The organism is Pinibacter soli (genome assembly GCF_029961145.1).
GTDB classification, from domain to species: Bacteria; Bacteroidota; Bacteroidia; order Chitinophagales; family Chitinophagaceae; genus Pinibacter; species Pinibacter soli.
This window is the reverse complement of record NZ_JASBRG010000006.1, coordinates 99,167-119,632: the sequence shown is the minus strand read 5'-3', so window position 1 is coordinate 119,632 and position 20,466 is coordinate 99,167. Positions and strand designations below refer to the sequence as shown.

The window sequence follows — 20,466 nt, the reverse complement described above, 5'->3', positions numbered from 1 at the left end:
ATGTGCAAACTTGGCTGATCTTATTTGGTATTGATAGTTTGGTTAATCTGTTTTCAATTACTACCAACTGGCATTTACTCGCCCTGGTATCAAAGTCATTGCTCATGCCGTTTTTAATCGCATGGTTCGTTTCAAATATTCCAGATAATTCAAGGCCGCGATTATACGTAATCGCGGCCTTGTTTTTTTCATGGCTGGGTGATGTGTTTTTATTGGTGGATGCACCAAAGTTTTTCATGGCTGGTTTAGTGTCTTTCCTTTTCGCCCACTTGCTTTACATTTTCTTTTTTGCCAACGTTATATATGCGCAAACAGAAAAACAGAAATGGAACCCGTGGATTTTCGGCGTTATTTATCTGTACGCTGTTGTTTTATTTTTCTTCTTGAGACCTCATCTTGGGGCATTGCAAATGCCAGTTTTCGTATATGCCGCAACCATTGCAACCATGCTGGTTTGCAGCATCCAGGCATTTAAAAATAACGGTAACAGGCAAACTTATTTTTGCGTTGCCGGCGCGGCGCTTTTTGTTTTGTCAGACTCTTTACTGGCCACCAATAAGTTTTATCATCCCTTCGAAGGCGCATCCTTTTGTGTAATGCTGAGTTATATCATGGCACAATATTGCATTGTACGCGGCGCTATCACATATCTCTCCGGCAATTAATCTTACATTTGACAACTTATTTATTGCAATGGAAACAGATTTTTTAGTCATAGGATCAGGTATCGCAGGCTTGACGTATGCTTTAAAGGTAGCGAATCGATTTCCTGACAGACAGGTTACGATTATTACAAAAGCCAACGCTGATGAAACAAATACAAAGTATGCCCAAGGCGGCGTTGCCGGCGTAACGGATTTTGAAAAAGACAGTTTCGAAAAACATATACAGGATACGCTGATTTCCGGTGATGGTTTGTGCAACGAAGAAATCGTTGAAATAGTAGTGAAGGAAGGCGTTGAACGCATTCAGGAAATAATCGACTGGGGTGCCCGCTTCGATAAAGATCCCGATGGTGATTTTTCTTTGGGCAGAGAAGGTGGCCACAGCGAGTTTCGCATTCTGCACCATAAAGATATTACCGGTTGGGAAATAGAAAGAGCGCTGCTGACAGCCATTGCAAAGCAAAAAAATATCGAGCTTGTTAAGCATTGCTTCGTAATAGATATCATCACCCAGCACCATCTTGGTTATCTGGTAACAAAATCTACTCCCGATATTGATTGCTATGGCGTGTACGTGTTAAACCTTCAAACGAACCGCATAGAAAAAATTCTTTCCAAAATTACATTACTGGCAACTGGAGGAAACGGGCAAATTTACCGCACCACCACAAACCCCTACATCGCAACAGGCGACGGTGTGGCAATGGTGTACCGCGCAAAGGGAAGAATTGAAAATATGGAGTTCATTCAGTTTCACCCTACCGCGTTGTATTTGCCAGGCATCCGTGGCCAGGCATTTTTGATTACAGAAGCGGTTCGTGGAGATGGCGGTATTCTTCGCAATAAGAACGGCGAAGCTTTCATGGAAAAATATGATGAAAGAAAGGATCTTGCTCCGCGTGATATTGTGGCCCGCGCCATTGATAGTGAAATGAAAAAGAATGGTACGGAGCATGAATATCTTGATTGCCGTCACATGGACAAAGACAAATTCATTCATCACTTCCCCAATATTTACGAGAAGTGCTTGTCTATCGGCATCGACGTTACAAAAGACATGATTCCTATTGCGCCTGCGGCGCACTATAGTTGCGGTGGCATCAAAACAAATGAGTGGGGTAGAACATCTATCCGCCACCTATATGCTTCGGGAGAATGTGCCTCCACAGGTTTGCACGGCGCTAATCGTCTAGCCAGTAACTCTTTGCTCGAAGCAATGGTTTTCAGTCACCGTAGCTTTCTCGATTCAGTAAAGGAAATCGAAGGCATTGAGTTCCAAACCACCATTCCTGATTGGAACGCATCAAGCACAGGTGATCCAAAGGAAATGATCCTAATCACGCAAAGCTTAAAGGAATTACAGTTGCTAATGAGCGACTATGTGGGCATCGTGCGTACAAACGTCCGTCTCGAAAGAGCTATGAATCGCCTTGATCTGCTGCACGAAGAAACAGAAGTGTTGTATCGCAATACAAAAATTTCTCCGCAGCTGTGCGAATTGCGTAATATGATCACTGCAGCATACCTCGTAGTGAAATCTGCGAGCTTCAGAAAAGAAAGCCGTGGGTTGCACTACAATACAGACTATCCTTATAAGAGTGCATTGGTGCAGAATGTCGCGTTGTAGAGAGAGCACACTGATGACACTGATTTAACTGATTTGCGCTGATAATAATTGAATAAGTGAGTAACTGAATAACTGAATGTTTATGTTCAAGAAGCCTCCTTGATTTCAAACTGTCAATTATTCAATCATTTCGGTTTTTGCTATTATTAACAACGATCCGTGTAAATCTGTCCAATCAGCGTCATCTGTGTGCTCCCTTTAAAAAAATTTCAACAAAACCACTGTATTTGTAGACTTTTATCACTCCATCTCTTCTTTAAATAGAATTAATAAAGGTAATTCCCTGCTTTTTGAATATTTTTGCGCCTCCTTACTTCATCGAATAAAACTAACATGGTAATGCACAATTTTAACGCGGGCCCATCTATTTTACCTAAAGAAGTCTTTCAGGAAGCTTCAAAAGCAATTTTAGATTTCAACAATACCGGTCTTTCCATCCTGGAAATCGGTCACCGTACTCCATTATTTGAAGGTGTTCTTAATGAAGCCGTTTCGTTGTTAAAAGAATTGATGAGCCTTGATTCGAATAAGGAAGTACTTTTCCTTCACGGTGGCGCGTCCACACAATTCTTCCAGATCCCGATGAATTTGCTGGCCGAAGGCAAAACTGCCGCATACCTTGATTGTGGGGTGTGGGGATCAAAGGCTATTAAAGAAGCAAAGCTCTTTGGCAACGTCAATGTGGTTGCCAGCTCAAAAGATAAAAACTACTCTTACATTCCTACAGGATATGAAATTCCAAGTGATGTAAGCTATTTCCATTACACAACTAACAATACTATTGAAGGAACAGAAATGCACAGCATTCCTCAAACCAATGTGCCTTTGATCGCAGACATGAGCAGTGATATCTTAAGCACTGTAATGGACTTCAACAAATTCTCGTTGATTTACGCCGGAGCACAAAAAAATATCGGCGCGGCAGGTGTAAATATCCTGGTGATCGATAAAAACATTGTGGGTCTTGCGGGTCGCAAACTGCCGACAATGATGGATTACAAGAGTCATATTGACAATGGATCCATGCTTAACACACCTCCTGTTTTTGCAGTATATGTTTGTATGTTGACTTTGCGCTGGTTGAAAAAAATCGGTGGCGTTGCTGCAATCGAAAAAATAAACGATCAAAAAGCAAGTTTGCTTTACAATACTTTGGATGCGTTGCCAATGTTCAATTTGCCGGTGGCAAAAGAAGACAGAAGCAAAATGAACGTTGTTTTCACCATATCTGATCCTGAAGTAGAGAAAGCATTTTTGCAAACCTGCAAAGACAATGGCATGTACGGTGTAAAGGGCCACAGAAGTGTTGGAGGTTTCCGTGCATCACTGTACAACGCTTTGCCTCTCGAAAGCGTACAAGCGCTATGCGGTCTTATAAAAGATTTTGCAACGAAAAAGGGATAATAAACGGGAATGGTGAATCGTGAAACGTGAATGGTCGCTCCGTTTGGAACCCTATTCACGATTGACGATTCACGTTTCACGAACATTAATAAACACTCAAAACAGCATACCACCAATGGCATATATAACACCTTTCAAAGCATTAAGACCAACTGTTGATCTGGCAAAAAAAGTTGCATCTCCTCCGTACGATGTATTGAACTCTGCGGAGGCAAGAGTTGCTGCACAAAATAATCCGCAGTCGTTTTTACACGTAACAAAATCTGAAATAGATCTTGGCGAAGAGGTGGATGTACACTCACAAAAAGTGTATGAAAAGGCTAAAGAAAATATCGACATACTTTTTGACAATGGTGTTTTATTGCGTGAGGAAAAACCTTGCTATTATATTTATGAACTTGTAATGGGCGGCCGCAGTCAAACAGGTTTGGTAGCGGGTTCTTCTGTGGATGATTACGAAAATGACATCATTAAAAAACACGAGTTTACACGCCCTGAAAAAGAGCAGGACCGTATCAACCACATCAAAACAACGGGCGCACAAACAGGCAATGTTTTCCTTGCTTACCGTGATGTGGATGCTATCAATGAGCTGATCGAAAACTGGAAGAAAAATCATGCTGCCGTGTATGATTTTGCAGCGGAAGATTCTATTCATCATAAAATATGGATCGTAAATGAAGATGCTGCGATTGCATCTATCTCGAATCTTTTCACTGAAAAAGTTCCTCACACGTATATCGCCGACGGCCACCACAGAGCGGCTTCAGCAGCTAAAGTCCGCAAGGCTTTGGACAAAGGTCACCACGACAATGCAAACTATTTCCTGACCACACTTTTCCCTGCCAGCCAGTTGAAGATCATGGATTATAACCGCGTTGTAAAAGATTTGAATGGCTTAAGTGTTCAGGAGTTTTTGACTAAACTTGAAAGCAATTTCACCGTATCCCCGGCTCCTGCAGCAGTTTTGCCAACAGACCTGCATGAATTTGGTTTGTTTGTTGATGGCAAATGGTACAAGCTTGTTGCTAAAGAAAGCGCTTACACGAAGGACCCTATTGGTGTTTTGGATGTAACGATTCTGCAAAACAAAGTCCTGGATGCTATTTTGGATATTAAAGACCCCCGCACCGACAAACGCGTTGACTTTGTTGGAGGTATCCGTGGATTAGGTGAGTTGGAAAAAAGAGTAAACAGCGGAGACGTGGCGGCGGCTTTCAGCTTGTATCCTGTTAGCATTAAGCAATTATTTGATATTGCAGATAGCGGAAACGTAATGCCTCCGAAATCTACGTGGTTTGAGCCTAAACTGAGAGACGGTTTGCTCACACACCTTATTTATCAATAATATTTATGATTGTGATCACCTCGCTAGTTCTGCAAAACTGATATTTTGCAGAACTTTTTTTATCCATGTAAGAACTGTTGGGACAGAATTAGAGTTATTCAATAATCTCAAACTTGTCAGTAAATGCTCAGATTGTTTGTTTGGTGGTTTAAACTTAAAGGGTGGAAAATTAAAACAATGTTTACCGGCAATGCTGATAAGGGTGTTATTATTGCTGCTCCACACACGTCTAACTGGGACTTCGTCTACTCCCTTGCTGCGTTGCGAATCGTTGGAATAGATGCGCATTACCTCATTAAAAAAGAATGGTTCAAATGGCCCATCGCCGGTCTTTTGCACAAGTCCGGAGGCATTCCCGTAGAAAGGAAAAAGACTTATAACAAACTTGTTGAGTCGATTACTGAAATGTTCAGGCAAAAAGAGGAACTAATTTTAATGATCGCAACCGAGGGAACTCGTAAGCGTGTCGATAAATGGAAAAAGGGCTTTTATTACATCGCCCTCGGTGCAAATGTGCCTGTTTACCCTGCTTATTTGGATTACAAAAAGAAAGAAGCAGGTATCGGTGCGCCGATCTGGCTTAGCGGCGATAAAGAAAAAGACGCCAAAGTTTTAAGGGATTTTTATGCAGATAAAACAGCAAAGTTTCCGGAAGATTTTAACCTGGACGCGATAAGGTTTGACTAGGCGTAGCAAGTTTCAAGTTCCAGGATACAATTCGTTCCATGCTCATTCTGCAAAATTCGAGCGAGACTGGGCTTTATTAAGAAAATCTGCATATCAGCCTTTCTGCCGTTTAACTAAGACTTGCCACGAGCTCTGGACAAAGCCGCTACTATGTGGAAATCGGGTTAAAATTTTGGTCAACCAAAAAGGGCAATTCATACAGATATTTCGGTTTTTTATATGCTTTTATTTCTTGTTATGAGAAATTTACCTCTTCTTTGCATATTGAATTTTAGTGGTTTACCATGAAACCCGTTATTCCTAGCGGGATTTGAAGTAATTTTGCCGGTTTGATAAATCGTTTAAACAGGCACTTTTCCAAGGTAAATCATTAAATATCAATTAACTTTCTTTTAAATGGCGTTGATTCTTAATATATATACGGCGACGGAAACGGCTAGTGTGGGGTTAATGAATGGAGATAAAGAACTGAGTGTTGAGATAAATAAAGAACAACGCGATCATTCTTCCTGGCTTCAGAATGCAATTCAGAGGATATTGACTGCTTCTGGGCATTCTGTTAGTGACCTTAATGCAATAGCTGTTGCAGAAGGACCCGGGTCTTATACCGGATTGAGGGTGGGAATGGCAACGGCAAAAGGTTTGTGTTTTGCATTAAACATCCCTTTAATAACTGAAAGTACTTTAAAAATAATGGCGTTTGCCAGCGTGGAAAACTGGCATAAAAATAATAGTATAAACAAACAACAAATTATATTATTTTGCCCTATGATTGACGCGAGAAGACTTGAAGTGTTTTCCGCAGTATATGATGAAGAATTAGGCATAGTAGAAAAAGCAGCTGCCAAAGTATTAGACGAGTCTTCTTACAATGATTTGCTTTTAGAACATAAAGTTGTCTTTTCGGGATCAGGAAGCAACAAGTTTGAAAGGCTGATATCAAATAAAAACGCTGATTTTCAAACGGTTACTGTAACCGCTGCGCAATTAGGAACCTTATCTTACCAGAAATACTTACGATCGGAATTTGCAGACCTCGCGTATGCCGAGCCTGCCTACCTGAAGGAAGTTTACCTCGCAGGGAGTTGAAATTCTAAAAGTTTGTCCCATTAGGATTGTAAAATGTCGCTTTTAAATATATGTTTTAGTCAATTTGTTGAATTTTTGCATGTGTTTAAGTCCAATTATCAATTATGAATACATCAATTAATACCGTAATGATAAAATTAGAAGACGTGTCTACCATGAAAATTGATTTTCTCCAGGTAAAAAAAGCAGCACTTATTTTGAGGGCGCTGAATCATAAACTACGCCAGCAAATTTTAAAGTTGCTAGAGGAAAGCGGTAAAATGACCGTAACAGAAATATATGTTCGCCTTCGTCTTGAGCAATCCGTAGCCTCACAGCATTTGGCTATTTTAAGAAGAGCAGGAATCGTTAAAACCGAGCGTGACGGGAAGTTTATTTATTATACTGTAAATCACAATCGCATTGAGGATATCAACAAATTCGTCCTTGAGCTTACCGCATAGGAACCCCGAATTTTTTAAATAGATTTAAACACATAAGTGGAGGTTATTTCAGAAATGGGATAACCTCTTTTTATTTTTGCGAGCATCCAGGACCGGTTGGTCCATTACCTTGAACTGACTACTTTTTAATACCTACCTTTGTAATACTAAACATGAGACATTATGTATGTAGAGCAATTATATACCAATTGTTTAAGCGAAGCTGCTTATTACATTGAAAGCAACGGTGAAGCTGCCATTATCGACCCCTTAAGAGACATTGACGATTATCTTCAAAAGGCAGCCGAACGAAACACTACCATCAAATATATTTTTGAAACACATTTTCACGCCGACTTCGTAAGTGGTCACATCGACCTGAGTAAAGCAACTGGTGCGCCGATCATTTATGGCCCGGGAACTAAAGCTGCTTTCGATTTCCATCTTGCAAAAGACGGTGAAGTTTTTAAGCTGGGAAACATCAGCCTGGAGGTTCTGCATACCCCTGGTCATACAATCGAGTCAACTTGTTATCTTTTAAAGGATGAGCAAGGAACTGATCACGCAATTTTCACCGGCGATACATTGTTCGTTGGCGATGTTGGCCGTCCTGACCTTAGCAGCGGAAATAAATCTTCTGAAGAGCTAGCCGGCTTATTGTACGATTCTTTGCAAAACAGAATTGCCCCATTGGCAGATAACGTAATCGTTTATCCTGCGCACGGCCCGGGAAGCAGCTGTGGTAAAAACCTTGGCCCGCATACGCAAAGCACTATAGGTAGTGAAAAACAATCCAACTATGCATTGCAACCGCAAAGCAAGCAAGAGTTTATTGATGCAGTAACAAAAGATCTGCCTGCTGCTCCACAATATTTTCCAATCAACGCAAAGATCAATCAACAAGGCTACACAAGCCTCGACGAAGTGCTGAAAACAGCGTTGGCGCCCTTGTCTGTTGAAAACTTCAAAGCAGAAGCAGAGAAAGGTTCCGTTATTTTGGACACAAGAAATGCCAACACATTTATCCATGGATTTGTACCAAACTCAATAAGCATCGGCCTTGAAGGGCGCTTTGCAGAATGGGCCGGAAGTGTCTTAAGTTTCGATGAACCCATGATTCTTGTTACTGAATCCGGAAAAGAAAAAGAAACAGCCATTCGCCTTGCACGCGTGGGTTTTGATAAAATAAACGGTTATCTTGAAGGTGGTTTTGAAGCATGGAAAAATTCGGGTGAAAAAGTTGATCTCATCATTGATGTTGAAGCAGATGAGTTAGCGATGGATCTTCCATTCGATGAGCATCTTGTTGTACTTGATGTTCGCCGTGAAGCAGAATTTGGAGCCGGCCACGTAAAAAATGCAGTGAACATTCCGCTTTCTGATATGAAGAATCCTGCAAACATGTCTATCCTTGAAGAGAACCAAAACATCTACGTTCATTGTGCCGGCGGCTACAGAAGCGTGATTGCTTCTTCACTGCTGAAGCGCCAGGGTATTCACAATATCCGCAACGTAAATGGTGGTTGGGGTAAGATTAAAGATCAGTCTGGTATTGAGATAGAGAAAGATCAGAGCGTGCTGAACTAGAGAATAATTAATAATTAGTAATTAATAGGGCGGCATTCAGTTTTTGAATGCCGCCCTTCGAATTTTTAAACAGAAATAATATCGCTTTTTGCAAAGTATGTTACCCTATTAATTCTTAATTATTAATTCGTTACTAATACGCTTTCGGCCTCACCACCGGCACATCTTCCCCTATCCACAACTCCTTGTATTCGCTTTTCCAGTCAGCTTTCCAGCGCTTGTGCGTCCACATCCAAAGCTCAGGATTCTCTGTGATTAATCGCTCCAATATTTTTACATATCGGCGCGTTAGTTCTCCTTCTTCTACACTTCTTGGATTTTCTTCTATCATTTCGAAATGAAGAGTGTATTGACCACGTTTTTCTTTTGTTGGATATCCAAACACAGCAGGCATATTAGCAGAGCGTGCACTTTTTTCGGGACCGGTTACAAATGGCGTAGCTCTGTTAAAAAAATTCAACCAGTAAGCTTTTTCAACACCTCCCGGACTTTGATCACCTAACAATGCAAGCATGTAGGGACGTTTTCTTTCTGCAATATATCCTCTCGTGAAGGCACTCATTGGCGTTGCTGGAATAAGTCCTGCGCCGGAAAGTTGTCTTAACCTGATAAACAATCTTTCCATTGCCTGGCTTTTTATTGGCATATACACAATTAGCATATGCAGCGGTGAATAATGCTCCAGAGCAGCGCCGCCAACCTCCCAATTAAAAAAATGTCCGAGAAAAAGATGGGCACTTTTGCCTTGGGATTGAATCTCATCAAAAATTTCGAAGTTGCCGGAGAATCTTTTTTGTGCAAAAGATTTTCCCGCACTCAGCATCTTTATGGCTTCAATAAAATTGTCAATGAAGTTCTTGTAGAACTTTTTTGCAATCGCCACTTTTTCCGCTTCTGATTTTTCAGGAAAAGCAATGGAAAGGTTCTTCATTACCACTTGTTTGCGATAACCTGTTATGTAATAGAGTATAACATAAATGAGGTCGCAAAAAATATACAGAACCCGCATGGGCAATAAGGAAAACAAATATAAAGTGCCGTATAACAAGTAATACATAAATAATAATTACAGACCAGCTGTATTTATGTTGTGCCGGAAGTTGTTAATAAGATTGGCAAAGATATGATGATGAATGACTTTGGCATTGCTAAGTCAAAAGTAAAAATTCAAAAGTCAAAATCGCTGAAGACAGTTTGAGACTCTTTTGACTTTTTACTTCTGATTTTCTACTTCAAGACAAGTTGAAAGCAACGGTTTTGTTTCGAACATTGTCACCTTGAAGAGACCAGCAAAGTCAATTGTCATCAAACTCTCATAAATGAATTATTTTAGATATTATTTAGATTCTACCCGCAAGTTTTGTCTTAGTTTAGCGTCAAAGTCTCGACAACGTTTATCAATTTTAGGTCTGGCTTTCCCCCCATCTTGTTCCGTAAAAATTATAAAGAGAACATTAACCTGCTTGTTTTACAATTCTTTACCCGTCACTGTTATTTTATAAGCGGTAAATATTGATAAGGAGTGGGAGACGAAAAATTGACTTAAATCAATCAAATAAACGAATTTTGCAATTCTATCTTTTGTGAACATGGCTGAAAAAATACCTTATTACAACAATCTTAGTGAGTCGTTTCAAAGCGCTGATATTCCGGTTTTGAATCCAGATTTTGAGCTGATCAAGTTTGAAGATATCCCGAATGAAAGTAAGCTTTTCAAACAGCCCTTCCGGCTGAATGCATTTATTGCAGCTCTTGTAACGGACGGCAGTTTCACGCTCAACATAAACTCACAGGTTTATCATCTTGAGCGTGGCAACATGTATTTCACGGCTCCATGGCATATCCGCCATTACCATGAAATTAAAAACTGGAAAGGCTACATCATCTTCTTTACGCCGCAATACGTTTTCCAGCAAAAGCCCGCAAGGACGATCACTACAGAATTCCCTTTTTACCAGGCAGAAAGCGGTTTAACTACAAAGCTTAATGAACAACAGATATCTTCATTTGAGCAATTGTTTACCGATATGCAAGGAGTTCTTCGCTCTGATAATCCTGATCGTTACAAGATGTTGTTTCACTATACCAACATTTTGTTGTTCAATGCGAAGGCCGCTACTTCCGGAAGTTATACAGTTACTAAAGGCAACGAAACAGTTGTTTCCCAATTCATGAATTTGCTGAATGGCTATTTCATTGAGTTGAACAAAGGCAACATAAAAGAGGAGTTGACTTTGAAAGCTGTTGCTGAAGGAATGCATTTACATCCGAACTATCTGAGCAATCTGCTTAAAGATCAAACTGGTAAATCAGCTTCACAAATTATCCGTGAAAGAGTTGGCCTGGAAGCACAGGCGCTTTTGAAGAACACGAATATGACTGTAGCAGAAGTTGCATACTATTTACAATTTACAGATACTTCCAACTTTGCTAAATTCTTTAAAAACGTTACAGGCTTTAGTCCAAGCGGATTTAGAGAAAGCTTAAGGGAAAAAGTATAGAGATAAAGTCAAATTAAAAAGTCAAAAGTCAAAAACGCGAGTGCGAAATAACGCTGCCTTTTTTGACTTTTGACTTTTTAATTTATGCTTACTAAAGTTCTTCCTGTATCGCTCCGCAACTATAACATCTATAAATCGTTGTCTGTTCCACCGGCTGGCCATTTTTCAAAACACTCCATAACTGTAGCCAGATCGTGTCAAAGGTTTTTACGTTTACTATTTTTTGAACACTTTTTTGTCCGCAGTTTTCACAGGAAACATTTTCAAGAAAAGTTCGCTCGGTTGTTTCGAGAATGCGGTTGGCTTCATCGATGTCCTCTTCTTTCACCATTAGTTTCATCCCGCCGAGAGCAGGGCTTAATAACGGATCTATTGTTATTGTGTATTCATCTTTTATATAGCAATCCAGCCCGGCATCTTTCAGTAGAGAAAGTTGCATGTTTGCTTGTATATAATTATCGTAGGATCGAATTGCTTTCACGCCGTTTCTTTAATTAAATGTACGAAAGCAGTTTGTAAGGGCATTAAAAAAGGTTGTTCCATTTCTGAAACAACCCTTGTATCTAACAAGATTACTTTAAATTATTGATTTAACATCAAAGGCATTACAAGCATCAACAGCTCTTCATTTTCGTCGCCTTCTGTTTGTTTGATAATACCGGCTTTTGTTGGTGTAGAAAGCTCCACTTTTACTTCGTCGCTTTCTGCAGCGTTCAACATTTCGATTAAGAATTTTGCATTGAAAGCAATTGCCAGATCTTCACCATCGTATTGACATTTCATTCTCTCATTTCCTTCAAAGCTAAAGTCAACGTCTTGCGCAGCCAGTTGCAATTCGCTTCCGTGAATGTTCAATACAACCTGGTTAGTGCTTTTGTTACTGAACACACTTACGCGACGCAATGCTCCTTGAAAATCTGATTTTGTAACAACCAGTTTGTAAGGATTATCTGTAGGGATAACAACTTTGTAATCAGGGAAACGAGCGTCGATCAATCGACAGCTCATTTGTGTGTTGCCATGTTTTACAAACAGGTGATTGCTGTTGTAGTTGACTGTGATTTCATCTGCATTATCAGGCAATGCTGTTTTCAACAAGTTCAGCGGTTTGCGTGGCACAATGAAAGAATCATTTTGTGGGCAATTAACATTTGTCAATTTATAACGAACCAGTCTGTGTGCATCGGTTGCAACAAATTGCAAGTAATTTTTATCCAGCTCAAAGTAAACACCTGTCATCGCGGGGCGAAGATCATCGTTACTTACAGCAAATAAAGTTTTGTTGATAGCCGTTACCAACTGACCGGATTCCAACGTAAATGATGTTGTATCATCTGCAGATGGCTCCTTGGGGAAGTTGTCAGGGTTTTCGCCCATAACTTTATACTTACCGTTGTCGCTGGTAATTTCAACAGCGAAGTTTTTATCGATGTTAAAAGTCAGTGGCTGATCCGCAATATTCTTTAAAGAGTCGATCAAAATTTTTGCAGGAATACAAACCTTGCCGCTTTCTTTCGCCTCAATTTCGATTTGCACGCGCATAACGGTTTCAAGGTCAGTAGCTACTACGGAAAGCTTATTCGTTTCTACCTCAAACAGAAAATCTTCTAATATTGGCAAAACCGTATTGGAGTTAATAACCCCGCTGATCTGTTGTAACTGTTTCAGCAAGGCCGAAGATGAAACAATGAACTTCATATTAATTGAATTCAAATTTTATGTAGTGGCGAAACTAATGATTTTTAACTAATAGGCAAATGTTGGGGGATAGTTTGTGTGAAGAAATGGAAGAATGGCAAAGCAGAGCGCTTAATGCCTAACGCAGAACGCCCTTTCCGTGCAACAGGCTGCCTTTTGGAGTTCCGCGTTAGGCGTTTAGCATTAGGCATTCAGCCTTACATTTGCCGCATGGCCTTTGAACGAACGTTAACGCCCGAGCAGGCATTGCAAAAAGCAAAACAATATTGCGCCTACCAAGAACGCAGTCACCAGGAAGTGAAGGATAAACTCTATAGCTATGGTTTACATAAACCCTCGGTGGAAACTATGCTTTCACAACTGATCGAGGAAAACTACCTGAACGAGGAGCGCTTTGCCATTGCTTTTGCGGGCGGAAAGTTTCGTATGAAGCATTGGGGAAAAGTGAAAATTAAATACGAGCTGAAGCTCAAAAAAGTAAGCGACTACTGCATAAAAAAGGCGCTCCAATCGATAGAGGACGAACCTTATTTTGAAACACTTCACAAGCTTGCAGAAGAAAAGTGGAAAACACTGAAAGGCGAGAAAAACATTTTCGTAAAAATGCGAAAAATGCATGATTACCTTTTGCAAAAAGGATATGAGAATGAATGGGTGAGGGATGCTGTGGAGAAGCAGAGAGGAAAGTAGCAGACTACCCACAACTTCAAAATTCCCTAGCTTTGCCCAAAACTTTTTCTCACATGCAAGACAATCGCATTGTTGCAATGATACCCGCCCGCTACGCTGCTACACGCTTTCCGGGAAAACTTATGCAAATGCTAGGCGATAAAACTATTATCCGCCATACCTATGATAATACTTTAGCAACCGGACTTTTTGACCAGGTTGTAGTGGTAACAGATAGCGATATTATTTTCGAAGAAATTACCTCACACGGTGGCAATGCGATCATGAGCAAAAAACTTCATGAAAGCGGCAGCGACCGCATTGCAGAAGCAGCGGCCCATTTGGATGTGGATATTGTTTTGAATGTGCAGGGAGATACGCCATTTGTAAAAAGAGAACCTTTGCAAAAATTGTTGCAGGTTTTTGAAGGCGAAGAGGGTGCAAAAGTACAAGTGGCTTCAATGATGCAGCCTCTCACAGAGCAAGTGTACATCGATGATCCAAACTATGTGAAAGTAGCCGTGGATATTAACATGAACGCGATTTTCTTTAGTAGAAGCGTGATCCCATATCCGCGCAACAAAGATCTTGTGATTCCTTACTACGAACATATTGGCGTTTATGCTTTCCGCAAACAAGCGCTTTTGAATTTTACCAACTGGCCCATGACTCCCTTGGAATCTGCCGAAAAAGTTGAGTGCCTTCGTTACCTCGAATACGGCGTTCCAATGAAAATGGTGATTGTTGACTATATGGGCGTAGAAATAGACACACCAGGCGATCTTGACAAAGCCGCGTCTTTTATGAACGAGGAATAATTAAAAAGTAAAAACAGCGACCGCAAAATTGACGCAGCCGTCTTAATTTTTAATTATTAATTATTAATTGTCACATCCTACTTTTGTAACCCAATAGCGATTGTTCGCTTCATCTTCAAATCCTATTTATGCAGTTTAGAAATTTTAAAATGGTTGATTACGTGGTGTTTGGCCGCGGCAGTTTCAACCAGTTAGACGAAATATTGGCGCCTAAGCGCAAATCAGATGCTCCGATGATTTTCCTGGTTGACCATTTCTTTGAAGGAAAGGCTTTACCTAGCCGCATTCCTTTGAGAGGAAAGGATAAAATAATTTTCGCAGACGTTACGCTGGAGCCTAAAACCAAGCAAGTAGATGCGCTCGCGCAACAATTGAAAGATGAATTTGGAACAGTTAGCGGTATCATTGGTATCGGTGGTGGTTCTACAATGGATCTTGCAAAAGCAGTGAGTTTGATGATGACAAACCCTGGCTCTTCCGCAGATTACCAAGGTTGGGATCTTGTAAAGCAGCCTGGTGTTTATAAAGCCGGTATTCCTACATTGAGCGGAACAGGAGCGGAAGTTTCCCGTACTACGGTTTTGACCGGACCAACCCGTAAACTGGGTATGAACTCCGACTTTACGCCATTTGATCAAATCGTTTTGGACCCTGAGTTAGCAGCCGACGCGCCTGTTAACCAGCGTTTTTATACCGGTATGGATTGCTATATCCATTGTATTGAAAGCCTTGAAGGAACTTTCCTGAATGAGTTCAGCAAAAGCTATGGTGAAAAAGCGCTTGAACTTTGCCAGGAAGTTTTCCTCACAAGAGATCATTGGGATGCAACTTCTGACGATAAACTAATGATGGCTTCTTACGCGGGTGGTATGAGCATCGCTTATTCACAAGTGGGTGTTACACACGCGGTTAGCTATGGCTTGAGTTATTTACTGGGAACCAAGCATGGCATTGGTAACTGCATAGTAATGAACCATTTGGAAGAATATTATCCTGCTGGGGTAGATGAGTTCAAGAGAATGGTGGAGAAAAATCACATTGACATCCCAACAGGAGTGTGCAAAGGCTTAACTGACGAGCAGTTTGATATTATGATCAACGTTTCCCTTGGCATGAAACCACTTTGGGAGAACGCTTTGGGTAAAGACTGGGAAAAAATAATGACCCGCGAAAAATTAAGAGCGCTTTTCGAGCGTCTGTAATTTTTTAATAAATACTTGATTTTCATATAAATAACACCGAAATCCTATCGGTGTTATTTTTTTTAACATCATGTTGATGTTTAAACGTCGAGATATTTGTATCTTTGTTTAAACATTGATTCTTAAAAATAAAACTATTTATATGGAATATCTTGATTCACTAAACTGGCGTTATGCGGCTAAAAAAATGAATGGTCAAAAAGTAGCTGCAGAAAAACTGCATAACATTTTAGAGGCTATCAACCTTGCTCCTACATCTATGGGTTTGCAGCCTTTTCACGTTATTGTGGTAGAAGATGAGGACTTGAGAAAAAAACTGGCTCCTGCTATGTACAACCAACCGCAAATCACGGGAGGTTCCGCTGTGGTGATCTTTGCTGCATGGGATAACGTTACAGAAGAGCATATTGACGAATATCTTAGAAATACGGCTAAAGTACGTGGCATTAAAGTGGAAGATCTAGGTGGTTTTCGTGATATGTTGATGAATGCAATTAAGGGCCGTTCATCTGAAAACCTGCAACAGTGGTCAGCTCGCCAGGCATATATTGCTTTGGGTGTGGGTGTTACTGCTGCTGCAATAGAAAAAGTGGATACGACGCCGATGGAAGGTTTTAATCCTGCTGCGGTTGATGAGGTGCTTGGCCTGAAAGAAAAAGGATTGACTTCTGTAGTAGCACTTGCGTTGGGTTATAGAGATGATTCGGACCATTTGGCAAAAGCCAAAAAAGTTCGCCGTGCAAAAGAAGAATTTTTCACACACTATGTTGCAGAATACGCTTAAGGTTTAATGGTGTTGTTTATATCGAAAGCCTTTGTCTTGAAAGAGATGAAGGCTTTTTTGAGTGAGCACACAGATGACACTAATTTGACTGATTTTTTCAAAAGTTGAATAACTGAGTAACTGAATAATTGAGGGTTTAAAATCACAAGGGATTCTTAGACACATAGGTTCGGTTATTCAGTTACTCAGTTATTCAATTATTAACATCTATCCGTGTAAACCAGTCAAATCAGTGTCATCTGTGTGCCCTCTATATTAACCCGCCGAATTTTTCATTGAACGCTTCGTAGTCGACGATGGATTGGCAATATTCTTTGTGTAATGAATTGATTTGCGTTTCTAATTGTGACTGCCTGTTAAAAATACGTGCCTTTAAGTAATTGAGCGAATTGTAATCCTTCTTTATTTCGTTTTCCAAATATCTTTTCTGTTGCTCTATTTGCGTAGCGATCAAATTATAGCGTGTTTGCAGCAGATCATTATCTGGCCTATAGGTATATCGCGAAGCCACCAATCTCTGCCATGACAATAGGTTTTGAATAAACTTCGGACCAATGCCTGCAACTTTTATAGATGCCAACTTTGTAATATCTCCTGCCGTTCTGATGCCCGCTGCGGCCAGTGTTGCTTTTCGCGAAGCGCCAAAACCTGCTATGGTAAAATCTTCCAGCAAAAACTGATGCAGAAAAACATGCAGTTGATTATTGTACACCTCCTCTTCCATTTCACGTTTTCTTTTCTGCAATTCTGTTGGAAGCTTTTTAAACTGGTCTATGGATCTTTCCAGTTTCGAAGCGTTATTATTGTAATTGTTGAGTTCCTTCGGAGCGTTATATTCTTTTAACGCTGCATCTAGCATTTGTCCTTGCGTTTTGTATGCGAGTTCGCGTCTCTTTTTTTCTTTTACAATATCTCCGTGCCAGGGCAATAGTTTGTAGGAGAATCCAATAAGAAAAAGCGACACAAAAGAAAACTGTGTTAGATAGATTGCAATTAAAATAGCAATTACAACTACGATCGCCATTCCTACTCGATGGTATAACTGATAGCTTTTGTAAATGTCTAAGATTGGCGTTGGCGGAATGGCTTGTTTGTTCTGCTTTGGAAATGAAATTTTCTTCAGGTTAAGTTGCTCAACTTTAAATCCGTTGATGAACTTATCCATATCGTATGCCGGTATTTGCTGAGTATAGCTGTCATCCAGGAAATAATAAATATTACGACGGTCCTTAAAGTCACACCACGGGCAGCTTATAAGGGTTGACGGATATACGTGGATCTTATGTTTTTCACACGTGATCATTTCTGTTGAAAATTCATCAAGCGCTTTCATCCATTGCTCCGGTTCAGGTCTCGCAATTTCATTTTCAAAAGAAGAATGGAAGAGTGTGACTAATTGTTGGGGCAAATTATTGATCGAAAAACTGTCGTTTGGCGGCAATAGTTTTTTATCCGCTTTATTAACAGAGTAAGCAAACAAATATTTTTTTATAGCTGTTTCTTCGTCGATCTCTTCATTGGAAATGTTTCGTCCCGCAAATGGATGTCTGCCAAGAAACAACAATTGAAAAATTAAGACCGCCATCGAAAAGCTGTCTGTGTTAACGCTTCTAATCACACTGTTGAAAGAAGATTTACTCAATAATTCCGGCGGCGTGTACCTTGGCACACCCACTTCGCAAAAGAAATAGCTGTTGTTATTTTTAATTTGAAAAGAATCGCAATCGATAAATGCTACCATGCCCTGGCTATTTACCAGGATGTTTCCTTCGTTTACATCCCCAATTACAAGGCCTTGTGAATGCAGTGCATAAAAAGCGGTTGCGAGATTTCTCGCCACATGCACGAGAAAATTGTATCCCTTATCAGGAAAATTTTTCTTGCGGTCCATCGGGCTGAACAGCATATGCAGCGGCATGTAGTTGTCCAGCTTTTTCATTACAAACCCAACAACGGCACTGTTGTCTTTTACTATATCGACCGGCCACGCAGCATAGCTTAATGTTTGAGTATTGCCCATCGCTACCATTGTGCGCAGCTTTTCAATCTTCTCTGTGCTTAACGCCTCATTGTAAATTTTCAATACCTGCGAGTAGTTGTTGGCAAGTTCATATACCTGTCCCTCGCCGCCTTTCCCCAACTCTCGGGAAGCAGTGTACGAATTTTTATCGCCGGTATATGTTTTGTTGATCATTTATTGAGCGTTGTTGCGAGGAACAAGGTTTTGTCGTCGTCGGTTCTGCTATTGATCATTTGCCCAGAGAGAAATTCTTTCAGCTTGTCGTTAAGTATTTCAATTTCTTCAGGCTTTGTTGCCATGCGTAGCCATCTAAACAGGTCGCTAAAAAACGGACCATGCACACTCGATGTTTCATTGTTCAATGTTAAGTGTTGCAATCCGTCTGTTAAGATGGCAACTTCATTGATGGGTTCGTTGACGGTTGTTATTTTGAGATTGGGAAAATTGATATCATCAACCAGGAATACTGTTGTGTTGGAATACTCGCCGTTTTGCGGCCACCAAATGGCTGCGTAGCCATTGTTGCCATCATCACGGATGATGGCGCCATCGCCTATTTGAAAGAAAACGGATTTCCCCGGCAGCAAGATGCATCCGAGAAAAGTACAGGAAAATTCATTTATTTCAACGCCCCTTTCTTCAGCAAGGTTTGAAAGCAGATCGTAAATGTTTTCTGCAACAGACATGACAGTTGAGTTATCAACATCTTTTTCTGCAACAATATATTCTTCAAACAACTCAACTGCTTTTTGCGTGGCAATTGCTGATGCTTCTTGTGCATATGCAGCACTGCCCGCACCATCGCTTACACAGCAGATCAATGCAGTTTCATTATTCGCGGTGCTTACTGTTTTGTATGCAATCGCATCTTCGCACGATTTGTTTGTCGCAAGATGAGACGTTCCAATAACGCTTTGTCCTATTGCTTTCCACATCATAGTTCTGACCAGCCGGTTGGTGGCAACATGGTGATATTGCTTCCGGGATTTTTGCTTGAAACCATTTTCATGGAAGCCGATAGCCACATGAAGAATTCTCTGAACATTAAGCCTTTTAACCGCAAAGGCTGGCGAACGGATATTTGCTGCAGCACATCCATATTTGCGCCCTCCACTCCGATAGCGAAAAAGGCAAACGATTTGCGGTCCTCTCCGTCTTTGATTTGAGAAGCGGCGTGGTGCCAGCCATCGGTTGGAGCGCCGTCTGTTATTAAAATGATCCACGGCTTGTAGTAAGAAACCCCGTGATTTTTATATTCCTGTTTTCTTTTGGTAACCATTTCTACCGCGAGTGAAATAGCGCTTCCCATCGGTGTGTCGCCGTTGGCGTGTAAAGTTTTTGGATAGAAGTTTGGCACTGTTTGGAAATCAGATTCTATGGAAACGGGACCAAATGTGATCATTGCGACTTCCACTCTTTTCATTGCCAAAGGATCTCCGAGGAGTTCCTGCTTAAAGGTTTCTATGCCTTCATTCAATTCACGGATGGGTATGCCGGACATGGAGCCGGATGTATCTAACACCAGCACACATGGGCATCGTGGTTCTGGATTATCCGCAAAGCTGTCGCTTCCAAATGGTATTTGTTCAAATGAAATGTAGTCGCTCATGGGCGTAATTTAATTTAAAACGGCACACAGATGACACAGATTAGATGGATTTACACAGGTTTTTTTAATAGTTGACTGCACACGGATGACACGGATTGGACGGATTTTCACGGAGATATTTTCCATTGTTGCGACTGTACTCGATTTTACTTCCGGGTGCTTTAAGAAAAATATCAATATATCGGTTGTTTGCAGCTATAAAAAATCCGTGAAAATCCGTCTAATCTGTGTCATCCGTGTGCAATCCAATCTGCGCTCATCAGTCAAATCAGCGTCATCTGCGTGCTCACTTCTCTAAATAAATAAACCCCGCAAATTGCGGGGTTTATCCTAAAA

Annotated in this window: 19 protein-coding genes; 13 read left to right on the top strand and 6 right to left on the bottom strand. The window is 40.7% G+C overall.

Annotated elements, in window-relative coordinates; all coding sequences use genetic code 11:
- The first annotated feature begins 2 nt into the window (after positions 1–2).
- The 8 genes from QJ048_RS10345 to QJ048_RS10310 all read left to right on the top strand — a co-directional run bounded on the left by QJ048_RS10345 (position 3) and on the right by QJ048_RS10310 (position 8,829).
- Positions 3–665, top strand: coding sequence for a lysoplasmalogenase (locus QJ048_RS10345; protein WP_282334269.1), 663 nt, complete (start codon positions 3–5; stop codon positions 663–665).
- A 28-nt stretch (positions 666–693) separates the two neighbouring features.
- Positions 694–2,292, top strand: a complete 1,599-nt coding sequence (gene nadB / locus QJ048_RS10340) for an L-aspartate oxidase (RefSeq protein ID WP_282334268.1) — start codon at positions 694–696, stop codon at positions 2,290–2,292.
- 339 nt (positions 2,293–2,631) lie between these two features.
- Entirely contained in the window at positions 2,632–3,696 is a 1,065-nt protein-coding gene (gene serC, locus QJ048_RS10335; protein WP_282334267.1) for a 3-phosphoserine/phosphohydroxythreonine transaminase, read from the top strand.
- Between the two features lie 115 nt (positions 3,697–3,811).
- Positions 3,812–5,044 carry a DUF1015 domain-containing protein gene (locus QJ048_RS10330; RefSeq protein WP_282334266.1) on the top strand — a complete coding sequence of 411 codons (1,233 nt, stop codon included), beginning with the start codon at positions 3,812–3,814 and terminating at the stop codon, positions 5,042–5,044.
- A 123-nt stretch (positions 5,045–5,167) separates the two neighbouring features.
- A complete protein-coding gene (locus tag QJ048_RS10325) occupies positions 5,168–5,731 on the top strand; it encodes a 1-acyl-sn-glycerol-3-phosphate acyltransferase (RefSeq protein ID WP_282334265.1) in 564 nt (187 codons plus the stop codon).
- Positions 5,732–6,127: 396 nt separating this feature from the next.
- Complete coding sequence (gene tsaB / locus QJ048_RS10320) at positions 6,128–6,820, top strand: tRNA (adenosine(37)-N6)-threonylcarbamoyltransferase complex dimerization subunit type 1 TsaB (RefSeq protein ID WP_282334264.1); 693 nt, start codon at positions 6,128–6,130, stop codon at positions 6,818–6,820.
- Positions 6,821–6,924: 104 nt separating this feature from the next.
- Positions 6,925–7,263: an ArsR/SmtB family transcription factor gene (locus QJ048_RS10315; protein WP_217789801.1), complete on the top strand. Its 339-nt coding sequence runs from the start codon at positions 6,925–6,927 to the stop codon at positions 7,261–7,263.
- Between the two features lie 162 nt (positions 7,264–7,425).
- Positions 7,426–8,829, top strand: coding sequence for an MBL fold metallo-hydrolase (locus tag QJ048_RS10310; RefSeq protein ID WP_282334263.1), 1,404 nt, complete (start codon positions 7,426–7,428; stop codon positions 8,827–8,829).
- 133 nt (positions 8,830–8,962) lie between these two features.
- Here QJ048_RS10310 and QJ048_RS10305 read toward each other — a convergent pair whose 3' ends face one another.
- A complete protein-coding gene (locus QJ048_RS10305; RefSeq protein WP_282334262.1) occupies positions 8,963–9,886 on the bottom strand; it encodes a lysophospholipid acyltransferase family protein in 924 nt (307 codons plus the stop codon).
- 532 nt (positions 9,887–10,418) lie between these two features.
- Between QJ048_RS10305 and QJ048_RS10300 the strand changes: the two genes are divergently transcribed.
- Positions 10,419–11,330 carry a helix-turn-helix domain-containing protein gene (locus QJ048_RS10300; protein WP_282334261.1) on the top strand — a complete coding sequence of 304 codons (912 nt, stop codon included), beginning with the start codon at positions 10,419–10,421 and terminating at the stop codon, positions 11,328–11,330.
- A 91-nt stretch (positions 11,331–11,421) separates the two neighbouring features.
- On the opposite strand, the gene QJ048_RS10295 is transcribed toward QJ048_RS10300, so the two are convergent.
- Both QJ048_RS10295 and dnaN read right to left on the bottom strand, forming a co-directional pair.
- Complete coding sequence (locus QJ048_RS10295; protein WP_282334260.1) at positions 11,422–11,811, bottom strand: putative signal transducing protein; 390 nt, start codon at positions 11,809–11,811, stop codon at positions 11,422–11,424.
- A 101-nt stretch (positions 11,812–11,912) separates the two neighbouring features.
- Entirely contained in the window at positions 11,913–13,028 is a 1,116-nt protein-coding gene (dnaN, locus tag QJ048_RS10290) for a DNA polymerase III subunit beta (RefSeq protein WP_282334259.1), read from the bottom strand.
- A 210-nt stretch (positions 13,029–13,238) separates the two neighbouring features.
- On the opposite strand from dnaN, the gene QJ048_RS10285 reads away from it, so the two are divergent.
- The 4 genes from QJ048_RS10285 to QJ048_RS10270 all read left to right on the top strand — a co-directional run bounded on the left by QJ048_RS10285 (position 13,239) and on the right by QJ048_RS10270 (position 16,501).
- Positions 13,239–13,718 (top strand): regulatory protein RecX, encoded by a 480-nt coding sequence (locus QJ048_RS10285; protein WP_282334258.1) that lies wholly within the window; start codon positions 13,239–13,241, stop codon positions 13,716–13,718.
- A 53-nt stretch (positions 13,719–13,771) separates the two neighbouring features.
- The gene (kdsB, locus tag QJ048_RS10280; RefSeq protein WP_282334257.1) at positions 13,772–14,515 is read left to right on the top strand and encodes a 3-deoxy-manno-octulosonate cytidylyltransferase; all 744 of its coding nucleotides are present in this window, start codon (positions 13,772–13,774) and stop codon (positions 14,513–14,515) included.
- Between the two features lie 128 nt (positions 14,516–14,643).
- Positions 14,644–15,717, top strand: a complete 1,074-nt coding sequence (locus tag QJ048_RS10275; protein WP_282334256.1) for an iron-containing alcohol dehydrogenase family protein — start codon at positions 14,644–14,646, stop codon at positions 15,715–15,717.
- 142 nt (positions 15,718–15,859) lie between these two features.
- Entirely contained in the window at positions 15,860–16,501 is a 642-nt protein-coding gene (locus QJ048_RS10270; protein ID WP_282334255.1) for an NAD(P)H-dependent oxidoreductase, read from the top strand.
- Positions 16,502–16,751: 250 nt separating this feature from the next.
- On the opposite strand, the gene QJ048_RS10265 is transcribed toward QJ048_RS10270, so the two are convergent.
- From QJ048_RS10265 to QJ048_RS10255, 3 genes are read right to left on the bottom strand one after another with little or no spacing between them, the layout of a single operon-like run.
- Positions 16,752–18,695 carry a protein kinase domain-containing protein gene (locus QJ048_RS10265; protein WP_282334254.1) on the bottom strand — a complete coding sequence of 648 codons (1,944 nt, stop codon included), beginning with the start codon at positions 18,693–18,695 and terminating at the stop codon, positions 16,752–16,754.
- Complete coding sequence (locus QJ048_RS10260; RefSeq protein WP_282334253.1) at positions 18,692–19,459, bottom strand: PP2C family serine/threonine-protein phosphatase; 768 nt, start codon at positions 19,457–19,459, stop codon at positions 18,692–18,694. Before QJ048_RS10260 ends, QJ048_RS10265 begins: the two co-directional genes overlap by 4 nt.
- Positions 19,456–20,130: a vWA domain-containing protein gene (locus QJ048_RS10255; protein ID WP_282334252.1), complete on the bottom strand. Its 675-nt coding sequence runs from the start codon at positions 20,128–20,130 to the stop codon at positions 19,456–19,458. Before QJ048_RS10255 ends, QJ048_RS10260 begins: the two co-directional genes overlap by 4 nt.
- Between the last annotated feature and the right edge of the window lie 336 nt (positions 20,131–20,466).